Below are 26,144 nucleotides of genomic sequence, written 5' to 3'. Positions count from 1 at the left end.
CCTTGCCGAAGTGCAGATCCAGACCTTCCTGCGCCACACGCTGCGCGACGGCATCTTCCATGCCGACATGCACCAGGGCAATCTCTTCGTCGACGATAGCGGCCATATCGTCGCCGTCGACATGGGCATTGTCGGAAGGCTGGGCAAGAAGGAACGTCGGTTCCTGGCCGAGATCCTGTTCGGCTTCATCACCCGCGACTACCAGCGCGTGGCCGACGTGCATTTCGAGGCGGGCTACGTGCCATCGCACCACGATGCCGCGAGCTTCGCCCAGGCGATCCGCGCGATCGGCGAGCCGATCCACGGCCAGCCGGCCGAAACCATTTCCATGGCGAAGCTGCTGACTTTGCTTTTCGAGGTCACCGAACTCTTCGACATGCAGACGCGCCCCGAGCTCGTGATGCTGCAGAAGACCATGGTGGTCGTCGAGGGGGTCGCCCGCACGCTCAATCCGCGCTTTAACATGTGGAAGGCCTCGGAGCCTGTCGTCGGCAAATGGATCCGCGACAATCTTGGACCGAAGCGCATCGTCACGGATCTGCGCGACGGCCTGCATGCGGCCCTTCGGCTCGCCGAGGCCGCGCCTGAAATTGCCGCCCGCACGGAAAAGTTCTCCAGCGAGATCATGGCAATGAGCGAAAACGGCCTGCGCTTCGACGCGGAGACCGCGTATGCAATCGGCAAGGCGGAAGCAAAACACACCCGCTCCGGCCGCGTCGCGCTCTGGCTGATCGCCGTCACGCTGGTCTACATCGCCTGGCAGGTGACCTGATCGGGGAGCGCTGAGCGTTCTGCGGGCTTGTCTTTCCACTTCCGCTTGCTATTCTCGGCGCATGGACAATCGTTCGATGCTCGCAATGGTGCTTTGCACGCATACCCCAGGGGTGTGCGGGAGACCTGTTGCGCTGATTTAAGCGAAAAGTCCCCCACCAACCCTGCCGAGGCGAGCAGGGTTGGGTCCTGTTTCCTCGGAACCAAAGAGAGGAAACAATGACCGAGGCACACGATCCTTCAGACATCAGCATCCGCGCGGCCCGCGTCGTCGATTTCGAAGCGATCTCGGCGCTGATGAGCCAGCCGGGCATCCGCTCGGGTACGCTGCGCCAGCCCTTCGCCACCCCGGAACAGACGCGCAAGTGGTTGGAGAGCCTCTCGGACGACAGCATCGTCATCGTCGCCGAGCGCGCCGGTCGCATCATCGGTATGGCCGGGCTGCATCGCAGCAAGGGGCGCCGGCTTCATTCGGCAGCGCTCGGCATCAGCGTCGACGACAGTCATCGCGGCGAGGGGATCGGTAAGGCGTTACTTACGGCTTTGATTGATGCCGCCGACAACTGGCTGGGCATCAGCCGTATCGAACTCACGGTGTTCACCGACAACGAGGCGGCGATCGCGCTCTACCGCAAGACGGGCTTCGAGATGGAGGGCACGCACAGGGCCTATGCGCTCCGCAACGGCGTGCTCGCGGACGTTTTCGCCATGGCACGTATCCGCGCTCCAGCAGGTCCGCGCCCTTAAGTTGGCGCCGCAGATCCGGTAATCGTCATCGGCCAGTGTCGGCCGATGGCTGTCCAACGCAACCACCGGCTACACCCTGTTCCATCCGGAACTGCGAATATATCCGACCGATGCGATGGTCTCCCCATGGATGACGAAGGCTCATCCCAACCAACCCGGAGGAGAGAACATCATGCGCAAGTTCATCATCGCAGCCGCAGTTGCCGTTACCGCCGCCGTCTCCTTTGCCGCCCCGTCGCAGGCGGGCGGCCTGACGATCGGCTTCAGCAACGGCTACTACGGCCATGGTTGGGGTGGGCATGTCGGCTACGTCGGCGACTATTACGGCGGCCCTTATTATTATGAAGAAGAGCCCTATTGCTTCATCAAGAAGGTCAAGCGCTACGACCACTACGGCAACCTCTACTTCAAGAAAGTCCGCATCTGCCGCTGATCCGTCGCAAGCAGGGTGAGGGGCAAGAGCCCGGTCGGTTTCCGACCGGGCTTTTCCGTTCGGCCTGCGCCTGCCGTTCACCGGCACTCAATTCGATTCCGCTTCGGTCAAAACTGTAGTAGCTCCAATTCCTGGTCATTTTGCATTCCACATCGAGGAGAAGCGGTCATGGATCTTGGTATTGCTGGAAAGCGCGCGCTGGTGCTCGGCGGCAGCAAGGGACTGGGCCGCGGCATTGCCGAGGCGCTGGCAAGCGAAGGCGTCATCGTTGCACTGACCGGCCGCGATGCGGCATCGGCCGCCAAGGTGGCAAGCGACATCGGCCCGTCGGCGCGGGGCTACGCTCTCGACCTTTCCAAGCCCGATACGCTCGACGGGTTGCTCGACCGGCTCGAAGCCGACTTCGGCGCGATCGACATTCTGGTGCTGAATGGCGGCGGACCGCCGCCCTCCCCGGCCTCGGCGATCGAACCCGATTTCTGGCGCGCGCAATTCGAAACCATGGTGCTGGCCGGCATGCGCATCGCCGGACGTCTCCTGCCCGGCATGCGGGAACGCCAGTTCGGACGCATCATCGCCGTCGCCTCCACCAGCATCCGCGAGCCGATCGTCGGGCTCACCGCATCGAATGCGCTGCGTAGCGCTGTCGCCGGCTGGCTGAAGACACTGGCTGGCGAGGTCGCAGCCGAGGGCGTGACCGTCAACCTGCTTCTTCCTGGGCGACTTGCCACTGACCGTACCCTCAGCTTCGACCGGATGGATGCCGAAAGCGAGGGGGTCGATATCGCGACGGTCGCCGCCCGCAGCCAGCAGGAGATCCCGCTTGGACGCTACGGTACCCCGGCGGAATTCGGCGCGGCGGCGGCCTTCCTCGCAAGCCGCCAGGCCAGCTACATCACCGGCGTCGCGTTGCCCGTCGATGGCGGTCTCAGCCGGTCTATGCTCTAGGGCAATTCAGGCGCGTCTGGCCACGGATGGTGTGATCGTTCGTCAGGTCACACCCGGTCCCCATGCCCGCACATCCCGGTTGATGAGGTGGTATGCAAGACGGCCAGCCACCGCCGCAACGCCTCCGCAATCGGTCACGATTGCCGACGTTCTGAGCAGCTCCCACTCGGACCGAAGCTCATTCATATTTCCACTTTTTATCATTCGTACATTTAATTTCCAAATAGATGGACTGCCACCTATGGTCGCCATCGAGGGGTGCCATGCCGGGCGCGGGACACGTTCGGCACAACGCGTGTCTTGCGCCCTTGAAAAGGTCACGAACCGGCTCAAGTAAGCACGAGATCGCGATGAGCGAGAGCGGGACGAAAGTGCGCCCACTTCCGGGTTTTCACGTCTCGCCCTCAACCGGAACCACCGCGATCGGTCGGCCTGCTCGACCGATCGGCATGATCGGAAAGACCAAATGCGACCAAGACTTTTCGGCTCGCTGGTCGGCGCATCGATCGCCGCCTTCAGCCTTTCACCCGCAGCCGTGGGAGCCTCCATGCTCGAAACCCAACTGATTTCTGCTGCCGAAGCCGGCGATGCCGACAAGGTCAAATCGCTGCTGCAGCAGGGCGCAAGCCCCGAGACCCGCGATGCCAGCGGCGCCACCGCCCTTCTCGTCGCCACCCATGAAAACCGCGTCGATGCGGCGCGCGCCCTGATCGAGGCCGGCGCGGACGTCAACGCCAAGGACAAGATCCAGGACAGCCCCTATCTCTATGCCGGTGCGCGCGGCCATCTCGAGATTCTGAAGCTGACGCTTGCGAATGGCGCCGACCTCAAGAGCACGAACCGCTATGGCGGAACGGCGCTCATCCCGGCCTCCGAGCGCGGCCACGTCGAGACCGTCAAGACACTGATCGAGGCGGGCGTCGACGTCGACCACGTCAATCGGCTCGGCTGGACGGCACTGCTGGAGGCGATCATCCTCGGCAGCGGCGGCGAAAAGCACACCGAGATCGTGCGGCTGCTGATCAAAGGGGGCGCCGACGTCAACCTTGCCGATGGTGAAGGCGTCAGCCCGCTGCGCCATGCGCGCCAGCGCGGCTACGGCCAGATCGAGAAACTGCTGGCCGACGCCGGCGCGCGCTAGTTCGTACGAACGCAAGTCCGGACCGCTCCGCGCTTTCCCGGAATTGCTCTTACTGGAGCCCCCCAATGAACCAGGAACAGACCTATCTCGCCGAAGCGGTAACGCTCGCCCGTCGCAACATCGAAAAAGGCGGCCGCCCCTTCGGCGCCATCGTCGTCAAGGATGGCGAGATCGTCGGCCGAGGCGTCAACGAGATGCTGTCAAGCGGCGACCCGACCTCGCATGCGGAACTGAATGCGCTGCGCGCCGCCGCCCGGAACCTTCGCTCGCCGCGGCTCGAAGGTGCCGCCGTCTACGCCAGCGGCCAGCCCTGCCCGATGTGCCTTGCCGCCATGCGCATGGCCGGGATCACCGAGATCGCCTATGCGAACTCGAATGCCGACGCGGAACCTTTTGGCCTGTCGACGGCTGCAATCTATGCGGAACTGGCAAAACCGCTTACCGAACAGGCCATGCGCTTCCGCCATGTACCAGTCGCCGATAGCGGCGCGACTCCGCTCTACGAGACCTGGCACGAACGCCAGGGGAAGGAATAGGCTGCTGGCTCAGCCGGCACCAAGCCCAGCCGGCATTGCCCCGGAGGCGGCCACGTCAGGTGGTCGCCTCCGATTTTCGTTCGGGATCCGGCTCGCGGGGAAAAGCAACACCCTCGACCACAGAGGCTGATCGCCGCTGGAAGCTCGTGCCACTTGCCGAGCACACGCGGCGGATGTAATCGCAAGGAGAGCCTCCTACTCCATCCTCGTCGCTCGCCGTTCGCACGGAGCGACCCCAGCCTGCAGGTGCCCGAGATGAACGCCTATTCCGAACGAGCGGGTCGCCGTGTCGCGCTGCTTCTCATCGCGGGCTCCGGCGTGGTGACGATCGCCAAGGGCATGAGCCTGACCTTCCTTGCGATCCGCCTGCAGCGTGATTTCGGCCTCACTCCCGCAAGCATCGGCGCCTTGATCGGCGTTGGTCCCCTGCTCGGCGCCATCGTCAGCCCCTTTGCCGGCACGCTCTCCGACCGGATCGGCAGAAAAGGCGTGCTGACCGCAGCGCTTTTCATGGCCGGGCTGGCGCTTGCAGGGCTCGGGCTGGCGCAATCGATCGCGGCCTTCGCGCTGGCGCATATTGTTTCTGCCGTCGCAGCCGCTGTCTATGAACCGGTTTCACGGGCCCTGATGAGCGATGCCGCGCCGGCGCATCTGCGCCTCAGGGTTTTCTCCTGGCGCTATCTCGCCATCAATGCCGGCTGGGCCATCGGCCCGCTGATCGGCGTCTGGGTCAGCGCTGCCTATGCGACCCTGTTCGTCACTGCCGGCGCAATGCATGCCGCCTTCGCCCTCGTGCTCTTCTTCGCCGTGCCGGAAGCCGGCAACAGGCAGGCGATTGAAAGCCAGCAGGCATCCCGCACCACCGGTGGCTGGCGCGGGCTGGTCACCGCCCTGCGCGACCGACGGTTGGTCTTCTTCGTCATCGGCGGCACCCTGCTGCTCGCTGTCCATGGCCAGTGGTCGGTAACCCTGTCGCAATATCTGAACACCGGGTTCGAGGATGGCGTCACCCTCTTTGCGCTTCTGGTCTCGACCAATGCCGCAACGGTGCTGATCGCGAGCACGCCCGCCCGCTTCCTCATTGAACGGATCGGTGCGCTGCCGGCACTGTCGCTCGGCTGCCTGTTGTTCCTGGTTGGGGAAATCGGCTTTGCAGCCTCGTCCGGAATGGAAATGCTCGTCGCCTCGATGATCCTCTTTACCATCGGCGAGGTGCTCGTCGTGCCCTCCGAGTATGTGCTGGTCGACGGCATTTCCGATGACGGCAATCGCGGCACCTATTTCGGTGCGCATTCGCTTTCGACGGTCGGGAACTTCCTTGGGCCACTGATCGGCGGCCTGGCGCTCGGCACGATCGGCGGCGCCGGCATGTTCCTGCTGTTTGCGCTGCTTTCGGGGGCGAGCGCGCTGCTGTTTGCGATCGGCCACTCCATGCCGCCGCCGCGCCCGGAAGCCGCCCGCACCGACAGGCTCGGCAGTGGCGCCATCAGCGGAGATCTGCTGCGGCTGGGTCAATTCGCCTAGCGACGGCCCGTCATCCGCCGGTGGCGGATGGCGACGCACCGATCTGCTGCTGCACCCGTTCGAGCGGCCCCGGTGCCAGCGCCGCCGGCGGCTGGTACGGGTTGGAGAAGGCGTAGATCAGGAACAGGATGATGCCGGTATAGGCGCCGAAGAGACAAAGCAGCAGCAGATTGCGCGGCATCGGCGGGAAGGAATAATAGGCGAGCGCAATGAAGATGATGCCGGCGAGCGCGGCGAACCAGAAGATGCTATCGATCGAATCGGCGACATTGCTTTCGCGCTTCGTCCGGCTTTGCGAAATGTCATGCAGACGCTCCAGCATCTGGCTGCGCAGGCTTTCCTGGCGCTTGTCCGCGGGCACCAGATTCAACACATGCTGGTAGGTGCGATCCCAATGGGCCCATGCCTCCTTTGACAGGCGGCCTTTGTCCCCCAGTGACTGCCACTCACCGTCGATCACCTGGGCTACGTAGGCGGACATCGCCTGCTGGATCGGCGCCTTGAACGTCTCGCCGTAACGTTCGGCATCGTAGTAGATGTCAGCGACCGCTCCGGCTTCGGTCGCCATCTCGTATTTGAGTTGCTGGTACTCAAGCATTTCCTGGGCAAACACGAGCGCCAGGATCAGCCCGTGCAGCGCTGCGACCCGGAAGATAATGGAGCTCGCAAGTTCCTTCTCATGCCCCTCCGCCTCGCCCCCCATGATCAACCGCATCAGGAAATAGGCCGCAAGCGTCAAGCCGACCGTGCCAAAAATGAAAAGGGCACCGAGTACTATCTCGACGATCATTTTTCCCTCCCCCGGTCGCCGATCACGCCGGCAATTCTGAGCGTAGAGACCCGGAAATACAACGTCTCGCTTTATTAGCTTATGCTCGCAAAAACTGTCCTGTGCGCAGGCAAACCGCTATGTTTGCCGCCTCCGCCACCATTTCGACACTGCCCGCCCCTAAGCACCGCGCCGAAACAGGAGTAAAAACAACATCATGACCGCCCCAAGCGAACAAACGGTCCTCAAACAATCGATCGCGGCCACCGTCGTCGTCGGGGTGACGGGTGTTATCTTCGGTCTGCTTTCGGGCTCGGTCTCGATCGTCTTCGACGGCGTCTTCTCGGCCGTCGACGCCTCGATGACCGTGCTTGCGCTGGGCGTGACGCAACTGATCCCGAAGCCGAGCAAGCGCTTCCAGATGGGCTTCTGGCACATCGAGCCGATGGTGCTGCTCTTCAATGCCGGGCTGCTGACCCTGCTTTCCTTCTATGCGATGGTGAACGCCGTCGGCTCGCTCCTGTCGGGCGGCAACCACCTCGCCTTCGACTGGGCGATCGCCTATGCGGCCGTCGTCGTGGTGATCTGCGTCTTCATGTTCTTCTATGTACGCCGGGCGAACCGGCCGATCGGCTCTGAGTTCCTGGCGCTCGACGTGCGCGCCTGGGCGATGTCCGGCGCGATCACCTCCGCGCTGCTCGTTGCCTTCGTGATCGCCGCCGCCCTGAAGGGCACGGCTTACGAACACGTCACGCCCTATGTCGACCCGGCGATCCTGATCGTGCTGACGCTCTGCCTCATCCCGCTGCCGATCCGCACCGTCTTCCAGGCGCTGAAGGAGATCTTCCTCGTCGCGCCCGCCGAACTCGATGAACGCGTGCGGCAGGCAGCGGCCAACGCCGTCACGCGCCACGGCTTTGCCGACTACCGCACCTATGTCGCCAAGGTCGGACGCTCCAAGACGATCGAGGTCTATCTGATCGGAACGCCCGAAACCAAGGTCGGCACGCTCGCCGAACTCGACCGGATCCGCACCGAGATCGGCGAGGAGATCGGCGATCCCGGTCACGACCGCTGGTTGACCATTGCCTTTACCGGAGAAGCGCGCTGGGCGGAGTGAGCCCCCTTTCAGGAAAGCTCGATCCGCCTGCTGATGCCGATCGTTTCAAGGAAGGCGCGGTCGTGGCTGACGACCAGCAGCGCACCGTCATAGGCGCTGAGACCCGCCTCGACCGCCTCGATCGAATCGATGTCCAGATGGTTGGTCGGCTCATCGAGGATCAAGAGTTGCGGCGGGTTGCTGCCGCCGAGCACGCAGGCAAGCCCGGCGCGCAGCATCTGGCCGCCGCTGAGGCTCGAAACGATCTGCAAGGCGGCATCCGCACGGAACATGAAGCGGGCCAGTGCCAAACGGCAGGCGTTCTCGGTTGCTTCGGGATTGAGACCCCGGAAATTGTCGCGGATTGAAAGGTTGGGATCGAGCAGGCTCACCTGCTGATCAAGCATGGCGTGCTCGACCAGGATGCGCACGCTGCCGGACCATGGCTGCAGGTCACCGGTCAGCAACGAGAGCAACGTCGTCTTGCCGGAACCGTTACGGCCGGTGAGCGCGACGCGTTCCGGACCGACGATCGAAAGCGACAGCCCGTCGACCACGGACCTGCCCGGTTCATAGCCGACGCTGGCATCTTCGATCTGCAGCACGTTGCGGCCGGCCGGCAGGCCGGTCGAAGGCAGGCGGACGGTCAGCGGCTGCAGGATCTCGATCCGTTCGCGTGCCTCGGCGAGATCGCCGACCGCCTGATCACGACGGCGTTCGGCAAGGCGGGCGTTGTCACCACCGGTCTTTTCGCTACGCTCCTTCTTCGCATCAAGCAAAAGCAACGGCTGGTCCCCCTTGGCACGTTTGCGACGACCGGCGGCATCCTTGCGTGCCTTGCGTTCGGCCGTTTCCTGGGCCTTTCGGTCAACCTCGGCGAGGCGCCGCTCGGCATCGGCGAGATCATGGCGGGCCGAGGCGAGCTCGATCGCCTTGCGCTCACGGTAGTGGCTCCAGTTGCCGCCATAGGTGGTGGCGCCGAGCGTCGTCAGTTCGACGATCGCATCCATCGTCTCCAGGAGTTCGCGGTCATGGCTGACGACGATGGCGCCGCCGCGCCAGCCCGCCATCAGCGCGGCTACGGCGGCCCGGCCCTCGCGATCGAGATTGTTGGTGGGTTCGTCGAGCAGAATGAAATCCGGCTCCTTGAAGAGGAGCGCGGCAAGCTTCACACGGGTCATCTGCCCGCCGGACAGGGCGGCAAGGCGCGTTTGCGCTACCGCGTCCAGACCGACGCGCGCCAGCGCCTCCTCCATGCGAGCCTCCAGCGTCCAATCGGCGGAAGCCAGTTCGTCCACGGAGGCGTGCCCCTCGTCCGCTTTCTGCAGAACCGCAAGCGCGTCGGAGACGCCGAAAAGATCGGCGACGGTCTCACCGGCCGCGACCTGGACGGTCTGGCTGAGCATGCCGAGGCTGCCCGCGACGGTGACCTTACCGGATTGCGGCGCAAGCGATCCTTCGACGAGGCGCAGCAGCGTGGATTTTCCGACGCCGTTGCGGCCGACAAGGCCGGTACGAACAGGACCAAAGGTCAGGTCGAGATTGGAGAAAAGGCTTCGGCCCTCAGGCGTGGACCACGAAATTTGGGAGAGTGAAATCGAAGCAGGCATGGATATGGTTTTCCCTGATGGCAAGACGGTTCGGCTTGGCGGTCAGGGTGAAATCCATCGATGCGTGTATCCTGTTCAAATTTCTATCGCGGCCATAGATAGCACCGAATGCGCCCGTTTCAAGGCGGAACATGCAATGCAGCGCGGCGAGGATGATGCCTTCAGGCGAGACTGCGTCGTTCCAGGCCGTCGCTGAAACTCAACCCGGAGGCGCAGACACTGCGGTTTCGGCCATGGCTCTTGGCGTGGAGAAGGGCCGCGTCGGCGCGGGTCAGCAGCGTGGCGACCGGCCCGTCGTCCGGGGCCGAGGCGATGCCGATCGAGACCGACACCGTGCCAAGAATTCGGCCGCGATGCGATAGCGGCGTGGTGCCGATCCGGGTCCTCAGCCGCTCTGCAAGTTCATAACCCGAGGCTTCACCGGCTTCCGGCAGCAGCACGGTGAATTCCTCGCCGCCAAAGCGATAAGCGTTGCCGGCCTCGGCCACCGTGTCGACGATGAGCTGCGCGACATATTGCATGACGACGTCGCCGGCATCGTGGCCGAACTCGTCGTTGAAGCGCTTGAAGTGGTCGATGTCGATCATCAGGCAGGTGAGTAGCTTGCCGTCTTGCCCGCGCGGCCGGCGATTGAGCGCCTCGTCGAGGCAGCGACGGTTGAGCAGCCCGGTCAGCGCATCCCGCACGGCCAGATTGGTGAGCTTCTCGCGCAGCTGAAGATTGGCGACAGCAAGGCCGATGTTCTCGGCGATCAGTTCGAGATAGAGACGCGAGGCATCAACCGCGAACTCCTCTTGCGAACGTTCCTCGAAATAGAGAAGCCCGATCGTATCACCCTGGGCCGTCAGCGGCACGCAGAGGCCGATCACACCATCGTCATCGAGGTGCTGGCAGGCAATGTCGCTGTGGCCGCGGTTGCTCACATGCGGCCGGCCGCGGCGAAGGCCCCAGCAGGCGCTGGACGGAAATGTCGGCGCCGAGTGCTGCGGATCGAGCCAGGAGCCAACGCGGGTCAAGAGCGTCCGGCTGTCGTTCAGGACGTAGAGATGGCCGGCAAGATTGGGAAAGACCTGCGGTGCGAAACGGGCCACGACCTCGGCCAGTTCGTCCTGACCCTGGCAGGCCTGCAGCCGGTGCATCATCTGCAGGATCAGGTCCTTGGTCTGCTGGTCCAACCGCCGCTCGGCATCGAGACGGTCCCGTTCTAGGCCGTTCTCGCGGAAGATATGGATTGCCTTGTTCATCTCGCCGATCTCGTCGGTGCGGCGGTCGAGCGGGACTTCGACGGCGTAATCCTGCTCGGCGAGGCGTGTGACGATGCCGCTCATGCGCGTCAGCGGCATGGCGACGCGACGCTTGAGGATGAAGTAGAGCACGCTCAGGAACAACGCGGCGGTTATGCCGAGCATCGTCTTGGCGGCGGCGGCGAACCAATCGCTGCGTTCCTGCGCTTCGGTGAGGGCCGCGCCGGTGCGCACGGTGGTCAGGTCGCGAAACCGCGCAACCGTGTCCAGAAGTGCAGTCTGCAGGCGCTCGTGCTCCGGTCCGAATAGCCTTTCCTGCGCGACCGCGCGATCGCCCTTCTGATAGGCCTCGATGGCGGCGATCTCGACCTTGTCGAGTGCCTCGGCCTCGCGCACGATATCCTGCAAGACCGCAATCTCGCTCGGAGAGGCCCCGAAATTCGTCGCGGTCTTGACCGCCTCTTCGCGCTTGCGCTCTTCATCCTCGGCGCGATGGAAGGCTTCGAGATGGCGCGCGTCGCCGCGCATCACGTAGAGCCGGGCTTCGTCGGTTCGCGTTTCCGCGCCGAGTGCCAGCTCTTCGCCAAGCGTATCGAGCACCAGATGCTGCTCAACCGCCTGGCGCTCCTTGATCGCGCTGTCCGTCGACAGGATGAAGGCGGCGCCCGAAAGCGCCGTCAGGAGGACGGTCACGCCATAGGCCCAGTTGGTGATCGCATTTATTCGCATGGTGAGAAGCTTAGCCCCCGCGGATTGAGAGCGGATTAACCGCATTATCAGGCTTCGGCAACAGGCCCGGAACAGGTTGAAGCGGACGACGCGGCTTTTGTTCCATCGCACACCACGGAGCGGAGCAACTGTCGATGCACGACCAGCCCACCCGGCGGGACACGTTGCGCCCGGCAGGTCGCTCAAGTAGGTTCGACCTGGAAGACGCTGGCGAGGCCAGCCGATGGGAATATTCTGGTATCGCGTAGGCTCGGCGGCCCATGCCGGGCAAGAGGACGGCCGAAAGGCCGGTAGCAAATGACACTGTCGGGCAAGCGCATTCTCCTGATCATCTCCGGCGGCATCGCGGCGTATAAAAGCCTCGATCTCATTCGGCGCCTGCGCGAGCGCGGGGCGAGCGTAAGGCCTGTGATGACCGCGGGCGCGCAGCAATTCGTGACGCCTCTTGCTGCCGGTGCGCTTTCGGCCTCGCATGTCTATCTCGACCTCTTCTCCCGCGAAGACGAACAGGATGTCGGCCATATTCGCCTCGCGCGCGAATGCGACCTGATCGTCGTGGCGCCGGCAACCGCCGACCTGATGGCGAAGATGGCGAACGGCCATGCGGACGATCTGGCTTCGACCATTCTGCTTGCAACCGACCGGCCCGTGCTGGTCGCACCAGCGATGAACCCGAAGATGTGGGCGCATCCGGCAACGCGCCGCAACCGGGCGACGCTTGCCAAGGACGGCATCCGCTTCATCGGCCCGGAAGCCGGCGAGATGGCGGAAAGCGGCGAGGCCGGCGAGGGCCGCATGAGCGAGCCGCTAGCGATCGTCGCGGCCGTCGAGGAACTTCTTGGCGGAACGCCAAAACCGCTTTCCGGGCGCAGCATCGTCGTCACCTCAGGGCCGACGCATGAGCCGATCGACCCGGTGCGCTATATTGCCAACCGCTCCTCCGGCAAGCAGGGCCACGCGATCGCTGGCGCGCTGGCGCGACTTGGCGCCAACGTCACGCTGGTCTCCGGCCCGGTGACGATCCCGGATCCGGCGGGCGTGAAGGTCGTACATGTGGAACGGGCCGAAGAGATGCGCGACGCGGTGCTTGCCGCCCTGCCCGCCGATGTTGCGGTCATGGTCGCAGCCGTTGCCGACTGGCGGGTGGCAACAGCTGCCGGCAACAAGATCAAGAAGAAGCCGGGCGAGGCCCCGCCTCCGCTGCAGCTTGCGGAAAACCCCGACATCCTGAAGACGGTCGGCCACCACGCCAAGCGGCCGAAACTCGTCATCGGCTTTGCCGCCGAAACCGAAAACGTCGCCGACAACGGTCGCGCCAAGCTCGAACGCAAGGGCGCCGACTTTATCCTCGCCAACGACGTGTCACCGGCGACCGGCATCATGGGCGGCGACCGCAACAAGGTGAAACTGATCTCGGCCGCCGGCAACGACGACTGGCCGGAGATGGACAAGGACGCGGTGGCACAGAAACTGGCGGCCATGATTGCGGACGAACTTGCGCGGAAAGAACGGGGCTGATCCACCATCGCCCCTCTCCTCCGGTTAAACCCGAGGACTAACCCTCTCCCGCAGGCGGCGCGAGGGGACGTGGCAAACGTTACTACCGTCTCTGTCGCTTGCGTTGGCAGAACTATGGCGAACACGCGAAGGGGTTCCGTTGCCCGACTGACGGAGGGCGTGATTTCAGTTAGTCGCTCTCTCCAGGGTCGCATTGTGGGCGAGCGAGCGCCACACGGACATTCTCCCCGCTCGCGGGGAGAATGTGGCGGCACCCGGATGAGGCGCTGACGCCAGCCGCTTAGCTTGCGGATACGGGGCCTCAGGCCAGTTGACGCGTCCTCACCGGCGCGCCCTTCGTCGAGAACAGCCGCACATCGACTCCGTTCTCGCCGACGATGACCGCCGTGCCGTCGGGGATTTCCACCCAGGCGCTGTCGTCGTCGTTGAGCGGCTCGGAAACGAGGCAATAGCCGCCGCTCGGGCCCATCGGTGCGGCATAGAGCGTCGGCGCCTTCCAGTCGGAAGCGTAGCGCACGGCGTAGAGATCCTGGCCGTCGGAGAAGGCGGCGGTGAAGCGCACCAGCACCTGGCGTTCCAGATGCTCGGCAAGCTGCTCGATGAAGGCCAGCGCCTCGGCGATGGCGCCGAGCGGATCGCGATCGAGGCCGAACTGCATGGCGAGCAGGAACAGGAGTTCGGAATCGGTCGTGCCGGTGCGCGCCGAATAGAGGTCGTTGTCGAGCATGCTCTCCATCGGCCGACGCAGATGCTCGAAGTCGCCGATCTGGCCGTTGTGCATGAAGGACCAGCGGCCGAAGACGAAGGGGTGACAGTTGTCGCGCCTGGTACCGCCGCCGGTCGCGGCGCGCACATGGGCGAGGAAGAGCGGCGAACGGATCTGCCGAGCGATACTCTTCAAGTTGCAGTCGGACCAGGCCGGCAGGATATCGCGGTAACGCCCGGGCTCCGGGTGATCGCCATACCAGGCAATGCCAAAGCCGTCGCCGTTGGTGGCGGTCTTCGCCCGTGTCGCGCAATGGGACTGTTCGATCAGCGAGTGCGCCGGAGAGGTCACCAGTTCCTCGAGATAGAGCGGCTCCCCGCGATAGGCTGCCCAACGGCACATGCTGATTTCACTCCAGCTCCGCTCCGTATCTTTCCGGAGCGATTCGTTAACCATGACGAAGTGCGATGTTCCAACGGAACATGGTAAAAATGCGTTAACACATTCCCCCTTCGTCAAGTGAAGCTAACCGGAACGCACCGTTTTGGCTGTTTCAAACGGCACAACGTCGGTATCGTCGCCGTATTTCGAACAAACATTCCATATTGACAAAACTTGCACAATTCATTTCATTTCGAACTACACGGCAGCGCCGCCAGGGAGGAATTCAGCATGGGCAGCAAGCGCAAACTCGGCATCGGCCTGATCGGCACGGGCTTCATGGGCAAGGCCCATGCGCTCGGCTTCACCATTGCCGCGCGGGTCTTCGACCTGCCGTTTGAGCTCGATCTCGTATCGGTCGCCGACGTGACCGTCGAAAGTGCGGAGCGCGCTCGCGGCCAGTTGGGCTTCCGCAAGGCGACGGCCGACTGGCGGGAACTGCTGACCGATCGGGATATCGACATCATCGACATCACGACGCCGAACCTTTTGCACAAGGAGATGGCGCTGGCGGCGATCGCCCATGGCAAGCACGTCTACTGCGAAAAGCCACTGGCGCCGACCGTTGCCGAATGCCGCGAGATGGTGGAGGCGGCGGAAAAAGCCGGCATTGTCACCCAGGTCGGGTTCAACTATCTGAAGAATCCGCTGATCTTCCTTGCCAAGGACCTCATCGAAAGCGGCGAGATCGGCGAGATCCGTTCGATGCGCGGCATTCATGCGGAAGACTTCATGGCCGACGCGCAGGTTCCGTGGGGCTGGCGCCTGAACCCGGCCAGCGGCGGCGGCGCGCTCGCCGATATCGGCAGCCATATCATCGCCTCCATGCGCCACCTCGTCGGCCCGATCAAACAGGTGCTCGCCGAGACCATCATCCAGATCCCGGAACGCCCGCTCGCCGCCGGCTCCAGCGAAACCCGCGCCGTCGAGGTCGATGACATTACCCGCGCCTTCGTGCGGTTCGAAAACGGCGCCACCGGCAGCTTCGAGGCAAGCTGGATCGCGACCGGCCGCAAGATGCAGCACGATTTCGAGATCTACGGCTCGAAGGGCAGCATCGTCTTTACCCAGGAGCGGCTGAACGAGATCCGCCTCTACAAGACCGGCGACGATATCCGCACGCGCGGCTTCCGCACCATCTGGGCAGGGCCCGAACATCCGCCCTATGGCGCCTTCTGCGTCGCGCCCGGCCACCAGATCGGCTTCAACGACCTGAAGGCGATCGAGGTCAAGGAGTTCCTCGACGCGATCGCCGCGGGCAAGTCGCCGTCGACCGATTTCCGCGAAGGCTATGAGGTGCAGAAGGTGCTCTCGGCGACCTATCAATCGGCCAAGACAAACGAATGGGTGCATATCTAAGCGATTCCGCGCAGCGCATTTCCGGACGCAAAACCGTTGCGCACTTTTGCTGGAAATGCCGCCCATCTTGCTGCGCTTTTCCGGACGCAAAACCGCTGCGCACTTTTGCTGGAAATGCTCTCAATTTTGGTGCGCATTCCGGACGGAAAACCGCTTTGCACTTTTCCTGGAAATGCTCCGAGAAAAATAGAACACCTGTTCTATCCCGTTCCTGACTAATCGATTAGGGTGAGGTCGAAAACCAGACTGACATCGAGGGAGACGAGCGAGACATGGCCATGCCGGAAACGACGACAGAGGTGCCGCAGGATTTCGAGGCGCTGAAGGCCGCCATTCTGGAGCGCAAGGCGCAGCTGCCGAAACGGTTGCGCCAGGTCGCCGCCTATTCGCTCGACAATCCTGACGAAATAGCCTTCGGCACCGCAGCTAGCATCGCGACCTCCGCCGAGGTGCAGCCGTCGACGCTGGTGCGTTTCGCCCAGCATTTCGGCTTCGAGGGCTTTTCCAGCCTGCAGCAGATCTTTCGCGCCCGGCTGCGTGAGCGCACGCCCGGCTACGAGGACCGGCTGAAGGCGCTGAGCGCCAACGATCACAGCAAGCTCGAAAGCGGCTCGATCTTCAACGGCTTCGTCGCCGCCGCCCACCGCTCGCTCGACAACATCGCCTCCTCGGTCGATCCCGAAGCTTTCGAGCGCGCGGTCGATATCCTCGCCAAGGCAGACACGATCTACCTGATCGCCAAGCGCCGCTCCTACCCGATCTCCAGCTACATGGCCTATGCCTTCGGCAAGCTCAAGGTGAAGTACCAGCTGGTCGGCACGGCCGCCGGCATCGACGAGGACATGCTGGCCATGGCGACGAAGCACGACGCCGCCTTCGCCGTCAGCTTCTCGCCCTATGCTTCCGAAAGTGCGGCCCAGGCGCGGCTGCTCGCCGAACGCAAGGTGCCGGTCGTGTCGCTGACGGATTCGGCCTTCTCGCCCTTGGCAGAATCCTCGAAAGTCTGGTTCGAACTGGTCGAGGCCGACCATGCCGGCTTCCGTTCGCTCTCCGCCAGCATGGCCTTCGCGATGGCGCTGACGGTCGCCATCGCCGAGAAGCGCCAGCGCTTAGCCGAGGGCAATTAGGCGAAACGGAACAGATAGAATGAAAATTCCATATTGACTAAACGTCGGAATTTATGTTTCATACGGCCATCACCCACAGTACGAAAATGGTCGGGCCCGCCAAGGTGTCCGCGGGGAGGAAGCAGTGAGCCAGAACGTTTCGGCACAGGGAGCCAAGCCGCTCGACCTGATCACCATCGGCCGAGCCTCGGTCGATCTCTATGGCCAGCAGATCGGCACGCGGCTCGAGGATGTATCGAGTTTTGCGAAGTCGGTCGGCGGATGCCCCTGCAATATTTCCGTCGGCACGGCGCGCCTCGGCCTCAAGTCGGCGCTGCTCACCCGCGTCGGCGACGAACAGATGGGCCGCTTCATCCGCGAGCAGCTCACCCGTGAAGGCGTCGAGACACGCGGCATCGTCACCGATCCGGAGCGGCTGACGGCGCTCGCGATCCTCGCGGTCGAAAACGACAAGACCTTCCCGCTGCTCTTCTATCGCGACAACTGCGCCGACAACGCGCTCTGCGAAGACGACGTGTCCGAGGAGTTCATCCGTTCCGCTCGCGCCGTGCTTGTCTCGGGCACGCATTTCTCCAAGCCGAACACCGATGCCGCCCAGCGCAAGGCGATCCGTATAGCCAAGGAAAACGGCGCGAAGGTCGTCTTCGACATCGACTACCGCCCGAACCTCTGGGGCCTTGCCGGCCATGACGCTGGCGAAAGCCGATACATTGCGTCTGACCGGGTTTCGGCGCACCTGAAAACGGTTCTTGCCGATTGCGACCTGATCGTCGGCACGGAAGAGGAAGTGCTGATCGCCTCGGGCGAAAGCGACCTGCTCCAGGCACTGAAGACGATCCGCTCGCTCTCCAAGGCGACGATCGTCTTGAAGCGCGGACCGATGGGCTGCATCGTCTATGACGGCCCGATCTCCGACAATCTCGAAGACGGTATCGTCGGCAAGGGCTTCCCGATCGAGGTCTATAACGTGCTTGGCGCCGGCGACGCCTTCATGTCCGGTTTCCTGCGCGGCTGGCTGAAGAACGAGCCGCACGCAACGTCCGCCACTTGGGCCAATGCTTGCGGCGCCTTCGCCGTCTCGCGCCTGCTCTGCGCGCCTGAAATCCCGACCTGGACTGAACTGCAGTTCTTCCTGGAAAATGGCAGCAAGGAACGGGCGCTGCGCAAGGACGAGGCGATCAACCACGTTCACTGGGCAACCACGCGCCGCCGCGACATCCCGCTTCTGATGGCGCTGGCGATCGACCATCGCAGCCAGCTCGAAGACATGGCCGCTGGCGACCAGGCTCTGCTTGACCGCATTCCCGCCTTCAAGGTGCTGGCGGTGAAGGCCGCCGCACAGGTCGCGGCCGGCCGCTCCGGCTTCGGCATGCTGATCGACGACAAATACGGTCGTGACGCGCTTTACGCCGCCGGCGCCCACCGCGATTTCTGGATCGGCAAGCCGATCGAACTTCCGGGCTCGCGGCCGCTGCAGTTCGAATTCAGCCAGGATCTCGGCAGCCGCCTGATCGACTGGCCGGTCGATCACTGCATCAAGGTCCTCTCCTTCTATCACCCGGACGATCCGGCAGAGCTGAAAGCCCAGCAGGTGGCAAAGCTCCGCTCGGCCTTCGAGGCGGCGCGCAAGGTTGGCCGTGAGATCCTGATCGAGATCATTGCCGGCAAGCATGGCAAGCTCGACGACCAGACCATTCCGCGGGCGCTGACCGAACTCTACGATGCCGGTCTCAAGCCGGACTGGTGGAAGCTCGAGCCGCAGGCGAGCCGCGGCGCCTGGGCAGCGATCGATGCCGTCATCGAGGCGCGCGATCCGCTCTGCCGCGGCGTGGTGCTCTTGGGCCTCGAAGCGCCCTATGAGCAGCTCAAGGACGGCTTTGCAGCCGCCCGCACCTCGAAGACGGTCCGGGGCTTTGCAGTTGGCCGCACGATCTTCGCCGATGCCGGCCGGGCCTGGCTCGGCGGCACGATGAGCGACGACCAGGCGATCGCCGACATGGCCGGGAGATTCAAGGCGCTGGTCGATCTCTGGCTGCAACTGGGTGAAACAAAGGCGGCATAGGATCGACGCCAAACGTCGGACAATGCAGCAAGCAGGGTGGAACGGGACGATTCCGCCCACGAGGAGGAAACAGATTATGAGCCAGAAGACCGTGCGCCTGACCATGGCACAGGCCGTGGCGCGGTTCCTGACCCGCCAGATGACCGTCATCGATGGCAAGAAGGTGCCGATCTTCGGCGGCGTCTTCGCCATCTTCGGCCATGGCAACGTTGCCGGCGTCGGCGAAGCGCTGCATGCGATCAAGGAGACGCTGCCGACCTACCGCGCCCAGAACGAGCAGGGCATGGCGAATGCGGCGATCGCCTTTGCCAAGGCGAGCTTCCGCCGCCGCTTCATGGCCTGCACCACCTCGATCGGCCCCGGCGCACTCAACATGGTGACGTCCGCGGCGCTCGCCCATGTCAACCGCCTGCCGGTTCTGTTCCTTCCGGGCGACGTCTTTGCCAACCGCCGCCCCGATCCGGTGCTGCAGCAGGTGGAAAGCTTCGGCGACGGCACTATTTCGGCGAACGACTGCTTCCGCCCGGTCTCTCGCTACTTCGACCGCATCACCCGGCCGGAACAGATCATCCCGGCGCTCCGCCGTGCCATGCAGGTGCTGACAGATCCTGCCGATTGCGGCCCGGTGACGCTGTCGCTCTGCCAGGACGTGCAGGCCGAAGCCTATGACTACCCGGAAAACTTCTTCGACGAGAAGGTCTGGGTGCCGCGTCGCATCGAGCCGGATCTCGACGAACTGGCCACGGCGATCGCGGCGCTGAAGGAAGCGAAGAAGCCGATCATCATCGCCGGCGGCGGCGTGCTTTACTCGGAAGCGAGCAAGGAACTCGGCGACTTTGCCGAACGCCACGGCATCCCGGTCGTCGAGACGCAAGCCGGCAAGTCGGCCCTGCCGCATTCGCATACGCTCAACATGGGCTCGGTCGGCGTTACCGGCACCTCGGCATCCAACGCGCTTGCCGAGGAGGCCGACGTGGTCCTCGCCGTCGGCTCGCGCCTGCAGGACTTCACGACGGGATCATGGGCGCTCTTCAAGAACGACGCCCTGAAGATCATCGGCCTCAACGTCCAGCCCTTCGACGCCGGCAAGCACAACGGCCTGCCGCTGATCGCCGACGCGCGCGCCGGCCTCAGCCGCATTTCCGGCGGGCTCGGCAGCCACAAGGCCGATCCGAGTTGGACCGCCAAGGCGAAGTCCGGAAAGGCCGAATGGCTGGCGGTTGCGGATAAGGCAACGGCCACGACCAATGCGGCCCTTCCCTCCGACGCCCAGGTGATCGGCGCCGTGCAGCGCGCCCGCGGAGCCAAGAACACGACGCTCGTCTGCGCCGCCGGCGGTCTGCCGGGTGAATTGCACAAGCTCTGGCAGGCTGAAGAGCCAGGCGGCTACCACATGGAATACGGCTTCTCGACCATGGGCTACGAAGTCGCCGGCGGCCTCGGCGTCAAACTTGCAAAGCCCGAGAACGACGTGATCGTCATGGTCGGCGACGGCAGCTACATGATGCTGAACTCGGAGATCGCCTCTTCGATCATGCTCGGCGCCAAGTTCACCATCGTGCTGCTCGACAATGCCGGCTACGGCTGCATCAACCGGCTGCAGATGGGCACCGGCGGCGCCAACTTCAACAATCTCTTGAAGGACACGCACCATGTCGAGCTGCCGCAGATCGACTTCGCGGCGCATGCCGGCGCCATGGGCGCCGTCACCCGCAAGGTCGGCTCGATCTCCGAACTCGAAGCGGCGCTCAAGGAGACCGCGAGCGAGACGCGCACGACCGTCATCGTCATCGACACCGATCCGCTGATCACCACCGAGGCCGGCGGCCACTGGTGGGACGTTGCGGTGCCCGAGGTCTCCGGCCGCGCCCAGGTTAACGCGGCGCGCGAGGGCTATGAGAAGGCGCTCGCCGCCCAGCGCTTCGGCTAAGATTGCTCTTTCGGCGCCCGCGCTTTCCGCGCGGGCGCTTTTCCCGTTTATGCTCACAAAACATCCGTCTTCCGCGGATGGCATCAGAAAGTGAAAGACATGATCCGTTACGGAACCAACCCGATCGCCTGGAGCAACGACGACGATCATTCGATCGGCGCGCATCTGACGCTCGAGGACTGCCTCTCCGATTGCCAGAAGATCGGCTTCGACGGCATCGAGAAGGGCCACAAGATGCCATCCGACCCGGAGGCGCTGAAACAGAAGCTCGGGTCCTATGATCTCGTCTTCGTCTCCGGCTGGCACTCGACCAACTTGCTTACCCATGACGTCGAAACCGAGAAGAAGGCGATCCAGCCGCATCTCGACCTCCTGAAGCACAATGGCTGCAAGGTGGCGATCGTCTGCGAAACTTCGAACGCCATCCATGGCGACGATACGAAGTCGGTCGCCAACGACAAGCCGGTACTGCCGGCCGACCAGTGGAAGACGTTCGGCGCTAACCTCGAAGCGATCGCGCAATATTGCGCCGACCAGGGCATCGACCTCGTCTACCATCACCACATGGGCACGATCGTCCAGACCGGCGAGGAGATCGATCTCCTGATGCAGAACACCGGCCCGGCGACCAAGCTGCTCCTCGACACCGGCCACGCCTGGTTCGGCGGTTCCGACCCGGCCGAGGTCGCGAAGAAATACATGCACCGCGTCCGCCATATCCATTGCAAGAACGTGCGGCCTGCCGTGCGCAAGGTCGTCGAGGGCGAAGGCCTCTCCTTCCTCGAAGGCGTGCGCCGCGGTGTCTTCACGGTTCCCGGCGACAGCGAGGGCGGCGTCGACTTCGTCCCCGTGCTGAAGATCGCGGCCGAGCACAACTATTCCGGCTGGCTGGTGATCGAGGCCGAACAGGATTCGGCCGTGCGCAACCCGTTCGAATACCAGTCGCTCGGCCTGAAGTCGCTGAAGGCCTTCGCCAAGGAAGCCGGGCTCGACAAGTAGGCCCAGACTTTCGGACGCCGGACTTGGAGTGAGTGCCCTCATCGGCGCGGTGAGGGAAACGCAGCGCCCCTCATCCGGCTGCCGCCACCTTCTCGCCGCGCGCGGCGAGAAGGGATATGCTGCAACCGCTCGATCCTCTCAACGGCAGCGGTGAAGTGCAAACGGTGTCCCCTCTCCCCGCAAGCGTGGAGAGGTCTAGGGTGAGGGGCAGACCGCACGACCGGCACCCCATGATAAAGAGTTAGGGAGATCGACATGTCCAAGCTGCTCGTCAAACCGAAGGCCAAATCGGGCCTCATGCAAAACGTGACGCCGGAGAGCGCCGGCTGGACCTATGTCGGCTTCGCGGTCGAGCGGCTGAAGGCCGGCGAGACGACCGAGGGCGAGACCGGCGACAAGGAAATCTGCCTGGTGCTGGTTTCCGGCAAGGCGAAAGTCGCCGTCAACGGCGAAAGCTTCGGCGAACTCGGCGAGCGCATGACCCCCTTCGAGGGCCAGCCCTATGCCGTCTACGTACCGAAAGGCAGCCGCTGGCAGGCAACGGCCACCTCGAACCTCGACCTCGCCATCTGCTCGGCGCCGGGCGGCGACGGCTTCAAGGCGAAGGTCATTGCGCCAGGCACCCATCCGCAAATGACCCGCGGCAAGGGCACCAACACCCGCTACGTCACCAACATCATGCCGGAAGACGACGGCTCGGCGCAGTCGCTGCTCGTGGTCGAGGTGATCACGCCCGGCGGCCACACTTCCTCCTACCCGCCGCACAAGCATGATCAGGACGACCTGCCGGCCGAAAGCTATCTGGAAGAGACCTATTACCACCGCCTGAACCCGCCGCAGGGTTTTGCCATGCAGCGCGTCTATACCGACGATCGCTCGCTCGACGAGACCATGGCGGTCGAGGACGGCGATGTGACGCTGGTGCCGAGGGGCTATCATCCGGTCGCCGCCGTGCATGGCTACGACGTCTACTATCTCAACGTCATGGCCGGGCCGAAGCGCATCTGGAAGTTCCACAATGCCCGCGAACACGAGTGGCTGTTCACCGGCGTGTAAGTTTCCACTTACGCGTCAACTGCACCAGCTTTCAGATGCAGCCAGTGACGGCCGTCGTCCATGGCGCCATCCAAGCGCAAACGCGGAAAGCGGCATACACTTTTTGCGGCTCCGCTCTAGCTTCCCTGCTTTCAGGGAGGCCTCCATGCACATCAACGGGCAATGCCACTGCGGCCTTGTGACCTATGAAGCCGAGATCGATCCGGCCGACGTCGCGATCTGCCATTGCACCGATTGCCAGCAACTGACGGGATCCGCCTATCGCGTGACCGCCGGCACGGCACGCGAGAACTTTCGACTGACCGGCGGCGAACCAAAGCTCTATGTGAAGATCGGCGACAACGGCCGGCAGCGGCTGCAGTTCTTCTGCCCGAATTGCGGCTCGCCGATCTACACGACCGGCACGGACGAGGACGCGCTCGAAATCGGCATCCGGGTGGGTACGATCAATCAGCGCCGGCAGCTCCGGCCACGGTCGCAGATCTGGTGTTCCTCGGCCCTGCCCTGGATCGGCGACGTCAGGAAGCTGCCCGGACGCGATCGGGATGAAGCGCCCTACGCCTAGAGCACGATGTCTTCGGACGGAATGCGGGCGGACGACCGCAAGCAGGCTCCTTCATCCCGTTCGCGCCACTCAGGCGGCGGCGCGAAGACCTTCCTTCAGCGGCGCCCAGGCTTCACCGATGACGACGGATGCAGGCGTCGCCGTCATCTGCGACGAGCACGCATCGGGGTTGGCCGCGAGATAGGTTTTCACGAGGTGATAGCCGATCGTATAGCCGGCCCAACGTGGCAGGGCGCGATCGCAGCCGAAGAACCAGCCGGCATGATCATAGCCGTCTTCCCAGAGTTCCCGCTCGGCGCGTTCCAGCAAGCCCGCCCAATCGCCTGCCGCAATCGCGTGGTTCCAGGCATGGCCGTCGCCGCCGTTTATCTCGGCCTCGAAGGCATCAGCAAGGCCTTCGGTGACCAAGGCTTCGCCGAGCTTGGAGCCATAGCCGCAGGTCGCGTGGCGGAAGGAATGATGGAGTTCATGCGTCAGCATTCTCCGCACTTCTTCGGCGGCGAGACTGGCAGGAAAATTCTCGTTGTCAGGGTCGAGCGTGAGGCAAACCAGGCCCCTGCGATGGCAACTGCCGGCCACGCCCATTTCCGGAATGGTCTCGCCCGGCCTGTTTTCAACGACGATGTCGATGGGAGCGGCACTGTCCGCTGCCGGAACGCGCGCGCCGACCCGATGGGCGGTATCACGCACCTGGCGAAGAACCTCTTCGCGCCAGGGGGCAAGCGATCCATACGCTTCAAGGAAGTGAACACGCAGGTCCAGCATCTGGCGAATCTCCCGTCATCGACATCACTCTACCGCGCGGCAAGGTAAGCATGCGGCCGGTGTTTGCAACGCCGAACGAGGGAAAGTTTCAACCTGCAAGCGAACCTGCGGCAAAAGGCGCAGGCTGGACAGTAACCATCGGCGCCCGCCTGACGCCAAAAGCTGCACCGATGCCGATCAGAACCGGATCGTCGTAGCCGATCACGGCGATGCCGGCTGCAAGGTCGCGCAAGGTACCTTGCCAGCGCCGCTCATTGTCGCGGCTGACATTGGCCGAGATGACGACCGGAGTCTCGCCGCCTAGCCCTTCCTCCCGAAGGCGTGCGGCGATGGCCGGTGCGGTGCGACCGCCCATGTAGAAGACCGTCGTGGTCTTCGGGTCAGCCAAGGCGCGCCAGTCCATATCAGCGGGAAGGCCGCCATGGCGGGAATGGCCGGTGACGAAGCGTACCGCCTGCGCATGATCGCGATGGGTCAGCGACACACCAAGGCGCGCCGCCATCGCGCTCGCGGCCGTGATGCCGGGCACGACATCAACCGGAATGCCCTCGTCCTCCAGACGGGCGATTTCTTCGCCGGCACGGCCGAAGATCATGGGATCGCCGGCCTTCAGCCGAACGACGCGTTTGCCGGCGCGCGCCAGCGCCACCATCATGTCGTTGATGTCCTCCTGCCGGCAGCTCTCGCGCCCGCCGCGCTTGCCGACCAGCATACGCTTGGCCTCGCGCCGCGCGAGTTCCAGAACTTCGTTCGAAACGAGATCGTCGAACAGGATGACGTCGGCCGCCTGCAGCGCCCGCACCGCCTTCAGCGTCAGATATTCGCTGTCGCCGGGGCCGGCGCCGACCAGCGTCACACGGCCGGTGGCGGCATGGTTCGCCGACAGGCGCTCCATTTCCGCCACCAGCCGCGTATCGACACCCTCCTCCGGTGTCGCCTGAAAAGCGAGATCGACGAAACGTTCCCAGAAGGCGCGGCGCGGGGCGCCCGGCTTGAGCCGCGTATTCACCTTGTCTCGCAACGCCTGCGCCAGCGCCGCCCAGTCCTTCAACACCGGCGGCAACAACGTCTCGATACGCCGACGGATCGCCTGGGCGAGAATGGGCGCTGCGCCATCTGTCGAGATCGACACGACGACCGGCGAGCGATTAACGATCGAGCCGAACTGGAACTGGCAGAAGGCAGGCTTGTCGATGACGTTGACCGGTACACCGGCCTGCTGGGCTGCCGTGAAGAAGACCTGCGCTTCCTCATCGCTGTCGCAATCGGCAACCGCGAGTGCTGCACCGGAAAGCGTATCCGGCCTCCAGGCTTCGTTGTGGTGAATGAAACGACCCGACGGGTGAGCGGCACCCTTCTCGAGCAGCGCCGCGCAAACGTCGCCAAGTTCTTCCACGGGCGCGTAGACATGGACCTCGGCGCCACAGGCGGCCAGCAGCTCCGCTTTCCACGTCGCAGCATCGCCGCCGCCGGCGACGACGACGCGCTTGCCTTCGAGCGACCAGAAAACCGGCAGCTTGGCGAGTGCCGCCATACGCGCCGGCTCGGCGCGCGATTGCTTTTCATTCCGCAGCGGCAGCAAGGCATCCATCGATGATCCCCCTGATTTCGGCGCGGCAGGAGCCGCAATTGGTTCCGGCACTCACGGCCTGCCCGACCGCTTCAACCGAGCGGCAGCCGCCGCGCACAGCAGCAACGATCTGGTTGACGCCGACATTGAAGCAGGAGCAAACGGTCGCCCCCGGGTCGGGCCTGTCGGCGCCGGGTCGGCCGGCGACGAGCGCGAAGCGCATGCGCAGATCCGCGTGCGAGGCGCTCAGCTGCTCGACGGCCCAGTTGCGGGCAACGGCGACCGGTTCCGGCGCCAGGAAGAGTGCCAGCAGCAGGCGATCGCCGTCGAAGAAGGCAAGGCGGCGCTGACCGGTGGGGCCGTCCACATAGCCGATCGGCTCGATATCCTGATCAAGCTGAAAGGTCTTCCGGCACCAGGTGGCCCAATCCTCCGGCGCCACTTCGGTCGCAAGCTCCAGACGCCAACCGCCGCTTGCCTTGGCGACGGCCCAGT

23 protein-coding genes are annotated in these 26,144 nt (G+C 64.1%); 16 read left to right on the top strand and 7 right to left on the bottom strand.

The window, feature by feature from the left end; genetic code table 11:
- From I8N66_RS04890 to I8N66_RS04860, 7 genes are all read left to right on the top strand, one after another.
- On the top strand, nt 1–772 hold a 772-nt coding region (locus tag I8N66_RS04890; RefSeq protein ID WP_291150309.1), incomplete at its 5' end, for an AarF/UbiB family protein.
- Nucleotides 773–990: 218 nt separating this feature from the next.
- Nucleotides 991–1,518, top strand: a complete 528-nt coding sequence (locus I8N66_RS04885) for a GNAT family N-acetyltransferase (RefSeq protein ID WP_113536660.1) — start codon at nt 991–993, stop codon at nt 1,516–1,518.
- Between the two features lie 172 nt (nt 1,519–1,690).
- Complete coding sequence (locus I8N66_RS04880) at nt 1,691–1,951, top strand: hypothetical protein (protein ID WP_113536661.1); 261 nt, start codon at nt 1,691–1,693, stop codon at nt 1,949–1,951.
- A 168-nt stretch (nt 1,952–2,119) separates the two neighbouring features.
- Nucleotides 2,120–2,899 carry an SDR family oxidoreductase gene (locus tag I8N66_RS04875; RefSeq protein ID WP_113536662.1) on the top strand — a complete coding sequence of 260 codons (780 nt, stop codon included), beginning with the start codon at nt 2,120–2,122 and terminating at the stop codon, nt 2,897–2,899.
- 547 nt (nt 2,900–3,446) lie between these two features.
- On the top strand, nt 3,447–4,040 hold the full coding sequence (locus I8N66_RS04870) for an ankyrin repeat domain-containing protein (RefSeq protein WP_365886825.1): 594 nt from the start codon (nt 3,447–3,449) through the stop codon (nt 4,038–4,040).
- A gap of 65 nt (nt 4,041–4,105) precedes the next feature.
- Nucleotides 4,106–4,576, top strand: coding sequence for a nucleoside deaminase (locus I8N66_RS04865; RefSeq protein ID WP_113536663.1), 471 nt, complete (start codon nt 4,106–4,108; stop codon nt 4,574–4,576).
- A gap of 255 nt (nt 4,577–4,831) precedes the next feature.
- Nucleotides 4,832–6,100 carry an MFS transporter gene (locus tag I8N66_RS04860; protein ID WP_291150299.1) on the top strand — a complete coding sequence of 423 codons (1,269 nt, stop codon included), beginning with the start codon at nt 4,832–4,834 and terminating at the stop codon, nt 6,098–6,100.
- A 10-nt stretch (nt 6,101–6,110) separates the two neighbouring features.
- Here I8N66_RS04860 and I8N66_RS04855 read toward each other — a convergent pair whose 3' ends face one another.
- Nucleotides 6,111–6,890: a DUF4239 domain-containing protein gene (locus I8N66_RS04855; RefSeq protein ID WP_291150296.1), complete on the bottom strand. Its 780-nt coding sequence runs from the start codon at nt 6,888–6,890 to the stop codon at nt 6,111–6,113.
- Nucleotides 6,891–7,086: 196 nt separating this feature from the next.
- Here I8N66_RS04855 and I8N66_RS04850 point away from each other — a divergent pair, with 196 nt between their 5' ends.
- A complete protein-coding gene (locus I8N66_RS04850; protein WP_291150294.1) occupies nt 7,087–7,989 on the top strand; it encodes a cation transporter in 903 nt (300 codons plus the stop codon).
- An 8-nt stretch (nt 7,990–7,997) separates the two neighbouring features.
- On the opposite strand, the gene I8N66_RS04845 is transcribed toward I8N66_RS04850, so the two are convergent.
- Both I8N66_RS04845 and I8N66_RS04840 read right to left on the bottom strand, forming a co-directional pair.
- Nucleotides 7,998–9,578, bottom strand: a complete 1,581-nt coding sequence (locus tag I8N66_RS04845; protein ID WP_291150291.1) for an ABC-F family ATP-binding cassette domain-containing protein — start codon at nt 9,576–9,578, stop codon at nt 7,998–8,000.
- A 161-nt stretch (nt 9,579–9,739) separates the two neighbouring features.
- Nucleotides 9,740–11,551, bottom strand: coding sequence for a diguanylate cyclase (locus tag I8N66_RS04840; protein WP_291150288.1), 1,812 nt, complete (start codon nt 11,549–11,551; stop codon nt 9,740–9,742).
- Nucleotides 11,552–11,848: 297 nt separating this feature from the next.
- On the opposite strand from I8N66_RS04840, the gene coaBC reads away from it, so the two are divergent.
- Nucleotides 11,849–13,069, top strand: coding sequence for a bifunctional phosphopantothenoylcysteine decarboxylase/phosphopantothenate--cysteine ligase CoaBC (coaBC, locus tag I8N66_RS04835; RefSeq protein WP_291150285.1), 1,221 nt, complete (start codon nt 11,849–11,851; stop codon nt 13,067–13,069).
- Nucleotides 13,070–13,370: 301 nt separating this feature from the next.
- On the opposite strand, the gene I8N66_RS04830 is transcribed toward coaBC, so the two are convergent.
- Nucleotides 13,371–14,177, bottom strand: a complete 807-nt coding sequence (locus I8N66_RS04830) for a class II glutamine amidotransferase (protein ID WP_291150282.1) — start codon at nt 14,175–14,177, stop codon at nt 13,371–13,373.
- Between the two features lie 270 nt (nt 14,178–14,447).
- Here I8N66_RS04830 and I8N66_RS04825 point away from each other — a divergent pair, with 270 nt between their 5' ends.
- From I8N66_RS04825 to I8N66_RS04795, 7 genes are all read left to right on the top strand, one after another.
- Nucleotides 14,448–15,575, top strand: coding sequence for a Gfo/Idh/MocA family oxidoreductase (locus I8N66_RS04825; protein ID WP_291150279.1), 1,128 nt, complete (start codon nt 14,448–14,450; stop codon nt 15,573–15,575).
- Between the two features lie 272 nt (nt 15,576–15,847).
- A complete protein-coding gene (locus I8N66_RS04820) occupies nt 15,848–16,702 on the top strand; it encodes a MurR/RpiR family transcriptional regulator (RefSeq protein ID WP_113536673.1) in 855 nt (284 codons plus the stop codon).
- 124 nt (nt 16,703–16,826) lie between these two features.
- Complete coding sequence (iolC, locus tag I8N66_RS04815; RefSeq protein WP_291150276.1) at nt 16,827–18,764, top strand: 5-dehydro-2-deoxygluconokinase; 1,938 nt, start codon at nt 16,827–16,829, stop codon at nt 18,762–18,764.
- A gap of 76 nt (nt 18,765–18,840) precedes the next feature.
- A complete protein-coding gene (gene iolD / locus I8N66_RS04810; RefSeq protein ID WP_291150273.1) occupies nt 18,841–20,694 on the top strand; it encodes a 3D-(3,5/4)-trihydroxycyclohexane-1,2-dione acylhydrolase (decyclizing) in 1,854 nt (617 codons plus the stop codon).
- Nucleotides 20,695–20,793: 99 nt separating this feature from the next.
- Nucleotides 20,794–21,693 (top strand): myo-inosose-2 dehydratase, encoded by a 900-nt coding sequence (gene iolE, locus I8N66_RS04805; protein WP_113536676.1) that lies wholly within the window; start codon nt 20,794–20,796, stop codon nt 21,691–21,693.
- A 255-nt stretch (nt 21,694–21,948) separates the two neighbouring features.
- The gene (iolB, locus tag I8N66_RS04800) at nt 21,949–22,749 is read left to right on the top strand and encodes a 5-deoxy-glucuronate isomerase (protein WP_291150270.1); all 801 of its coding nucleotides are present in this window, start codon (nt 21,949–21,951) and stop codon (nt 22,747–22,749) included.
- A gap of 145 nt (nt 22,750–22,894) precedes the next feature.
- A complete protein-coding gene (locus I8N66_RS04795) occupies nt 22,895–23,314 on the top strand; it encodes a GFA family protein (RefSeq protein ID WP_291150268.1) in 420 nt (139 codons plus the stop codon).
- Nucleotides 23,315–23,383: 69 nt separating this feature from the next.
- On the opposite strand, the gene I8N66_RS04790 is transcribed toward I8N66_RS04795, so the two are convergent.
- From I8N66_RS04790 to I8N66_RS04780, 3 genes are all read right to left on the bottom strand, one after another.
- On the bottom strand, nt 23,384–24,079 hold the full coding sequence (locus I8N66_RS04790) for a DUF2268 domain-containing putative Zn-dependent protease (RefSeq protein ID WP_113536679.1): 696 nt from the start codon (nt 24,077–24,079) through the stop codon (nt 23,384–23,386).
- A gap of 88 nt (nt 24,080–24,167) precedes the next feature.
- Nucleotides 24,168–25,670, bottom strand: a complete 1,503-nt coding sequence (cysG, locus tag I8N66_RS04785) for a siroheme synthase CysG (RefSeq protein WP_291150263.1) — start codon at nt 25,668–25,670, stop codon at nt 24,168–24,170.
- The coding region (locus I8N66_RS04780; protein WP_291150260.1) for a (2Fe-2S)-binding protein at nt 25,642–26,144 on the bottom strand (503 nt) is incomplete at its 5' end. The genes I8N66_RS04780 and cysG, both read right to left, overlap by 29 nt.

Source organism: Ensifer sp. SSB1, from assembly GCF_016652895.1.
Classification (GTDB): Bacteria; Pseudomonadota; Alphaproteobacteria; order Rhizobiales; family Rhizobiaceae; genus Ensifer.
Note: the sequence above shows the minus strand (reverse complement) of the source record. Positions and strands in the feature narration are given on the sequence as shown.

Excerpts from the sequence above, each read along its gene's own strand:
- I8N66_RS04885 (WP_113536660.1), top strand. The coding sequence starts at position 991 with ATGACCGAGGCACACGATCCTTCAGACATCAGCATCCGCGCGGCCCGC.
- I8N66_RS04880 (WP_113536661.1), top strand. The coding sequence starts at position 1,691 with ATGCGCAAGTTCATCATCGCAGCCGCAGTTGCCGTTACCGCCGCCGTC.
- I8N66_RS04875 (WP_113536662.1), top strand. The coding sequence starts at position 2,120 with ATGGATCTTGGTATTGCTGGAAAGCGCGCGCTGGTGCTCGGCGGCAGC.
- I8N66_RS04870 (WP_365886825.1), top strand. The coding sequence starts at position 3,447 with ATGCTCGAAACCCAACTGATTTCTGCTGCCGAAGCCGGCGATGCCGAC.
- I8N66_RS04865 (WP_113536663.1), top strand. The coding sequence starts at position 4,106 with ATGAACCAGGAACAGACCTATCTCGCCGAAGCGGTAACGCTCGCCCGT.
- I8N66_RS04860 (WP_291150299.1), top strand. The coding sequence starts at position 4,832 with ATGAACGCCTATTCCGAACGAGCGGGTCGCCGTGTCGCGCTGCTTCTC.
- I8N66_RS04855 (WP_291150296.1), bottom strand. The coding sequence starts at position 6,890 with ATGATCGTCGAGATAGTACTCGGTGCCCTTTTCATTTTTGGCACGGTC.
- I8N66_RS04850 (WP_291150294.1), top strand. The coding sequence starts at position 7,087 with ATGACCGCCCCAAGCGAACAAACGGTCCTCAAACAATCGATCGCGGCC.
- I8N66_RS04845 (WP_291150291.1), bottom strand. The coding sequence starts at position 9,578 with ATGCCTGCTTCGATTTCACTCTCCCAAATTTCGTGGTCCACGCCTGAG.
- I8N66_RS04840 (WP_291150288.1), bottom strand. The coding sequence starts at position 11,551 with ATGCGAATAAATGCGATCACCAACTGGGCCTATGGCGTGACCGTCCTC.
- coaBC (WP_291150285.1), top strand. The coding sequence starts at position 11,849 with ATGACACTGTCGGGCAAGCGCATTCTCCTGATCATCTCCGGCGGCATC.
- I8N66_RS04830 (WP_291150282.1), bottom strand. The coding sequence starts at position 14,177 with ATGTGCCGTTGGGCAGCCTATCGCGGGGAGCCGCTCTATCTCGAGGAA.
- I8N66_RS04825 (WP_291150279.1), top strand. The coding sequence starts at position 14,448 with ATGGGCAGCAAGCGCAAACTCGGCATCGGCCTGATCGGCACGGGCTTC.
- I8N66_RS04820 (WP_113536673.1), top strand. The coding sequence starts at position 15,848 with ATGGCCATGCCGGAAACGACGACAGAGGTGCCGCAGGATTTCGAGGCG.
- iolD (WP_291150273.1), top strand. The coding sequence starts at position 18,841 with ATGAGCCAGAAGACCGTGCGCCTGACCATGGCACAGGCCGTGGCGCGG.
- iolE (WP_113536676.1), top strand. The coding sequence starts at position 20,794 with ATGATCCGTTACGGAACCAACCCGATCGCCTGGAGCAACGACGACGAT.
- iolB (WP_291150270.1), top strand. The coding sequence starts at position 21,949 with ATGTCCAAGCTGCTCGTCAAACCGAAGGCCAAATCGGGCCTCATGCAA.
- I8N66_RS04795 (WP_291150268.1), top strand. The coding sequence starts at position 22,895 with ATGCACATCAACGGGCAATGCCACTGCGGCCTTGTGACCTATGAAGCC.
- I8N66_RS04790 (WP_113536679.1), bottom strand. The coding sequence starts at position 24,079 with ATGCTGGACCTGCGTGTTCACTTCCTTGAAGCGTATGGATCGCTTGCC.
- cysG (WP_291150263.1), bottom strand. The coding sequence starts at position 25,670 with ATGGATGCCTTGCTGCCGCTGCGGAATGAAAAGCAATCGCGCGCCGAG.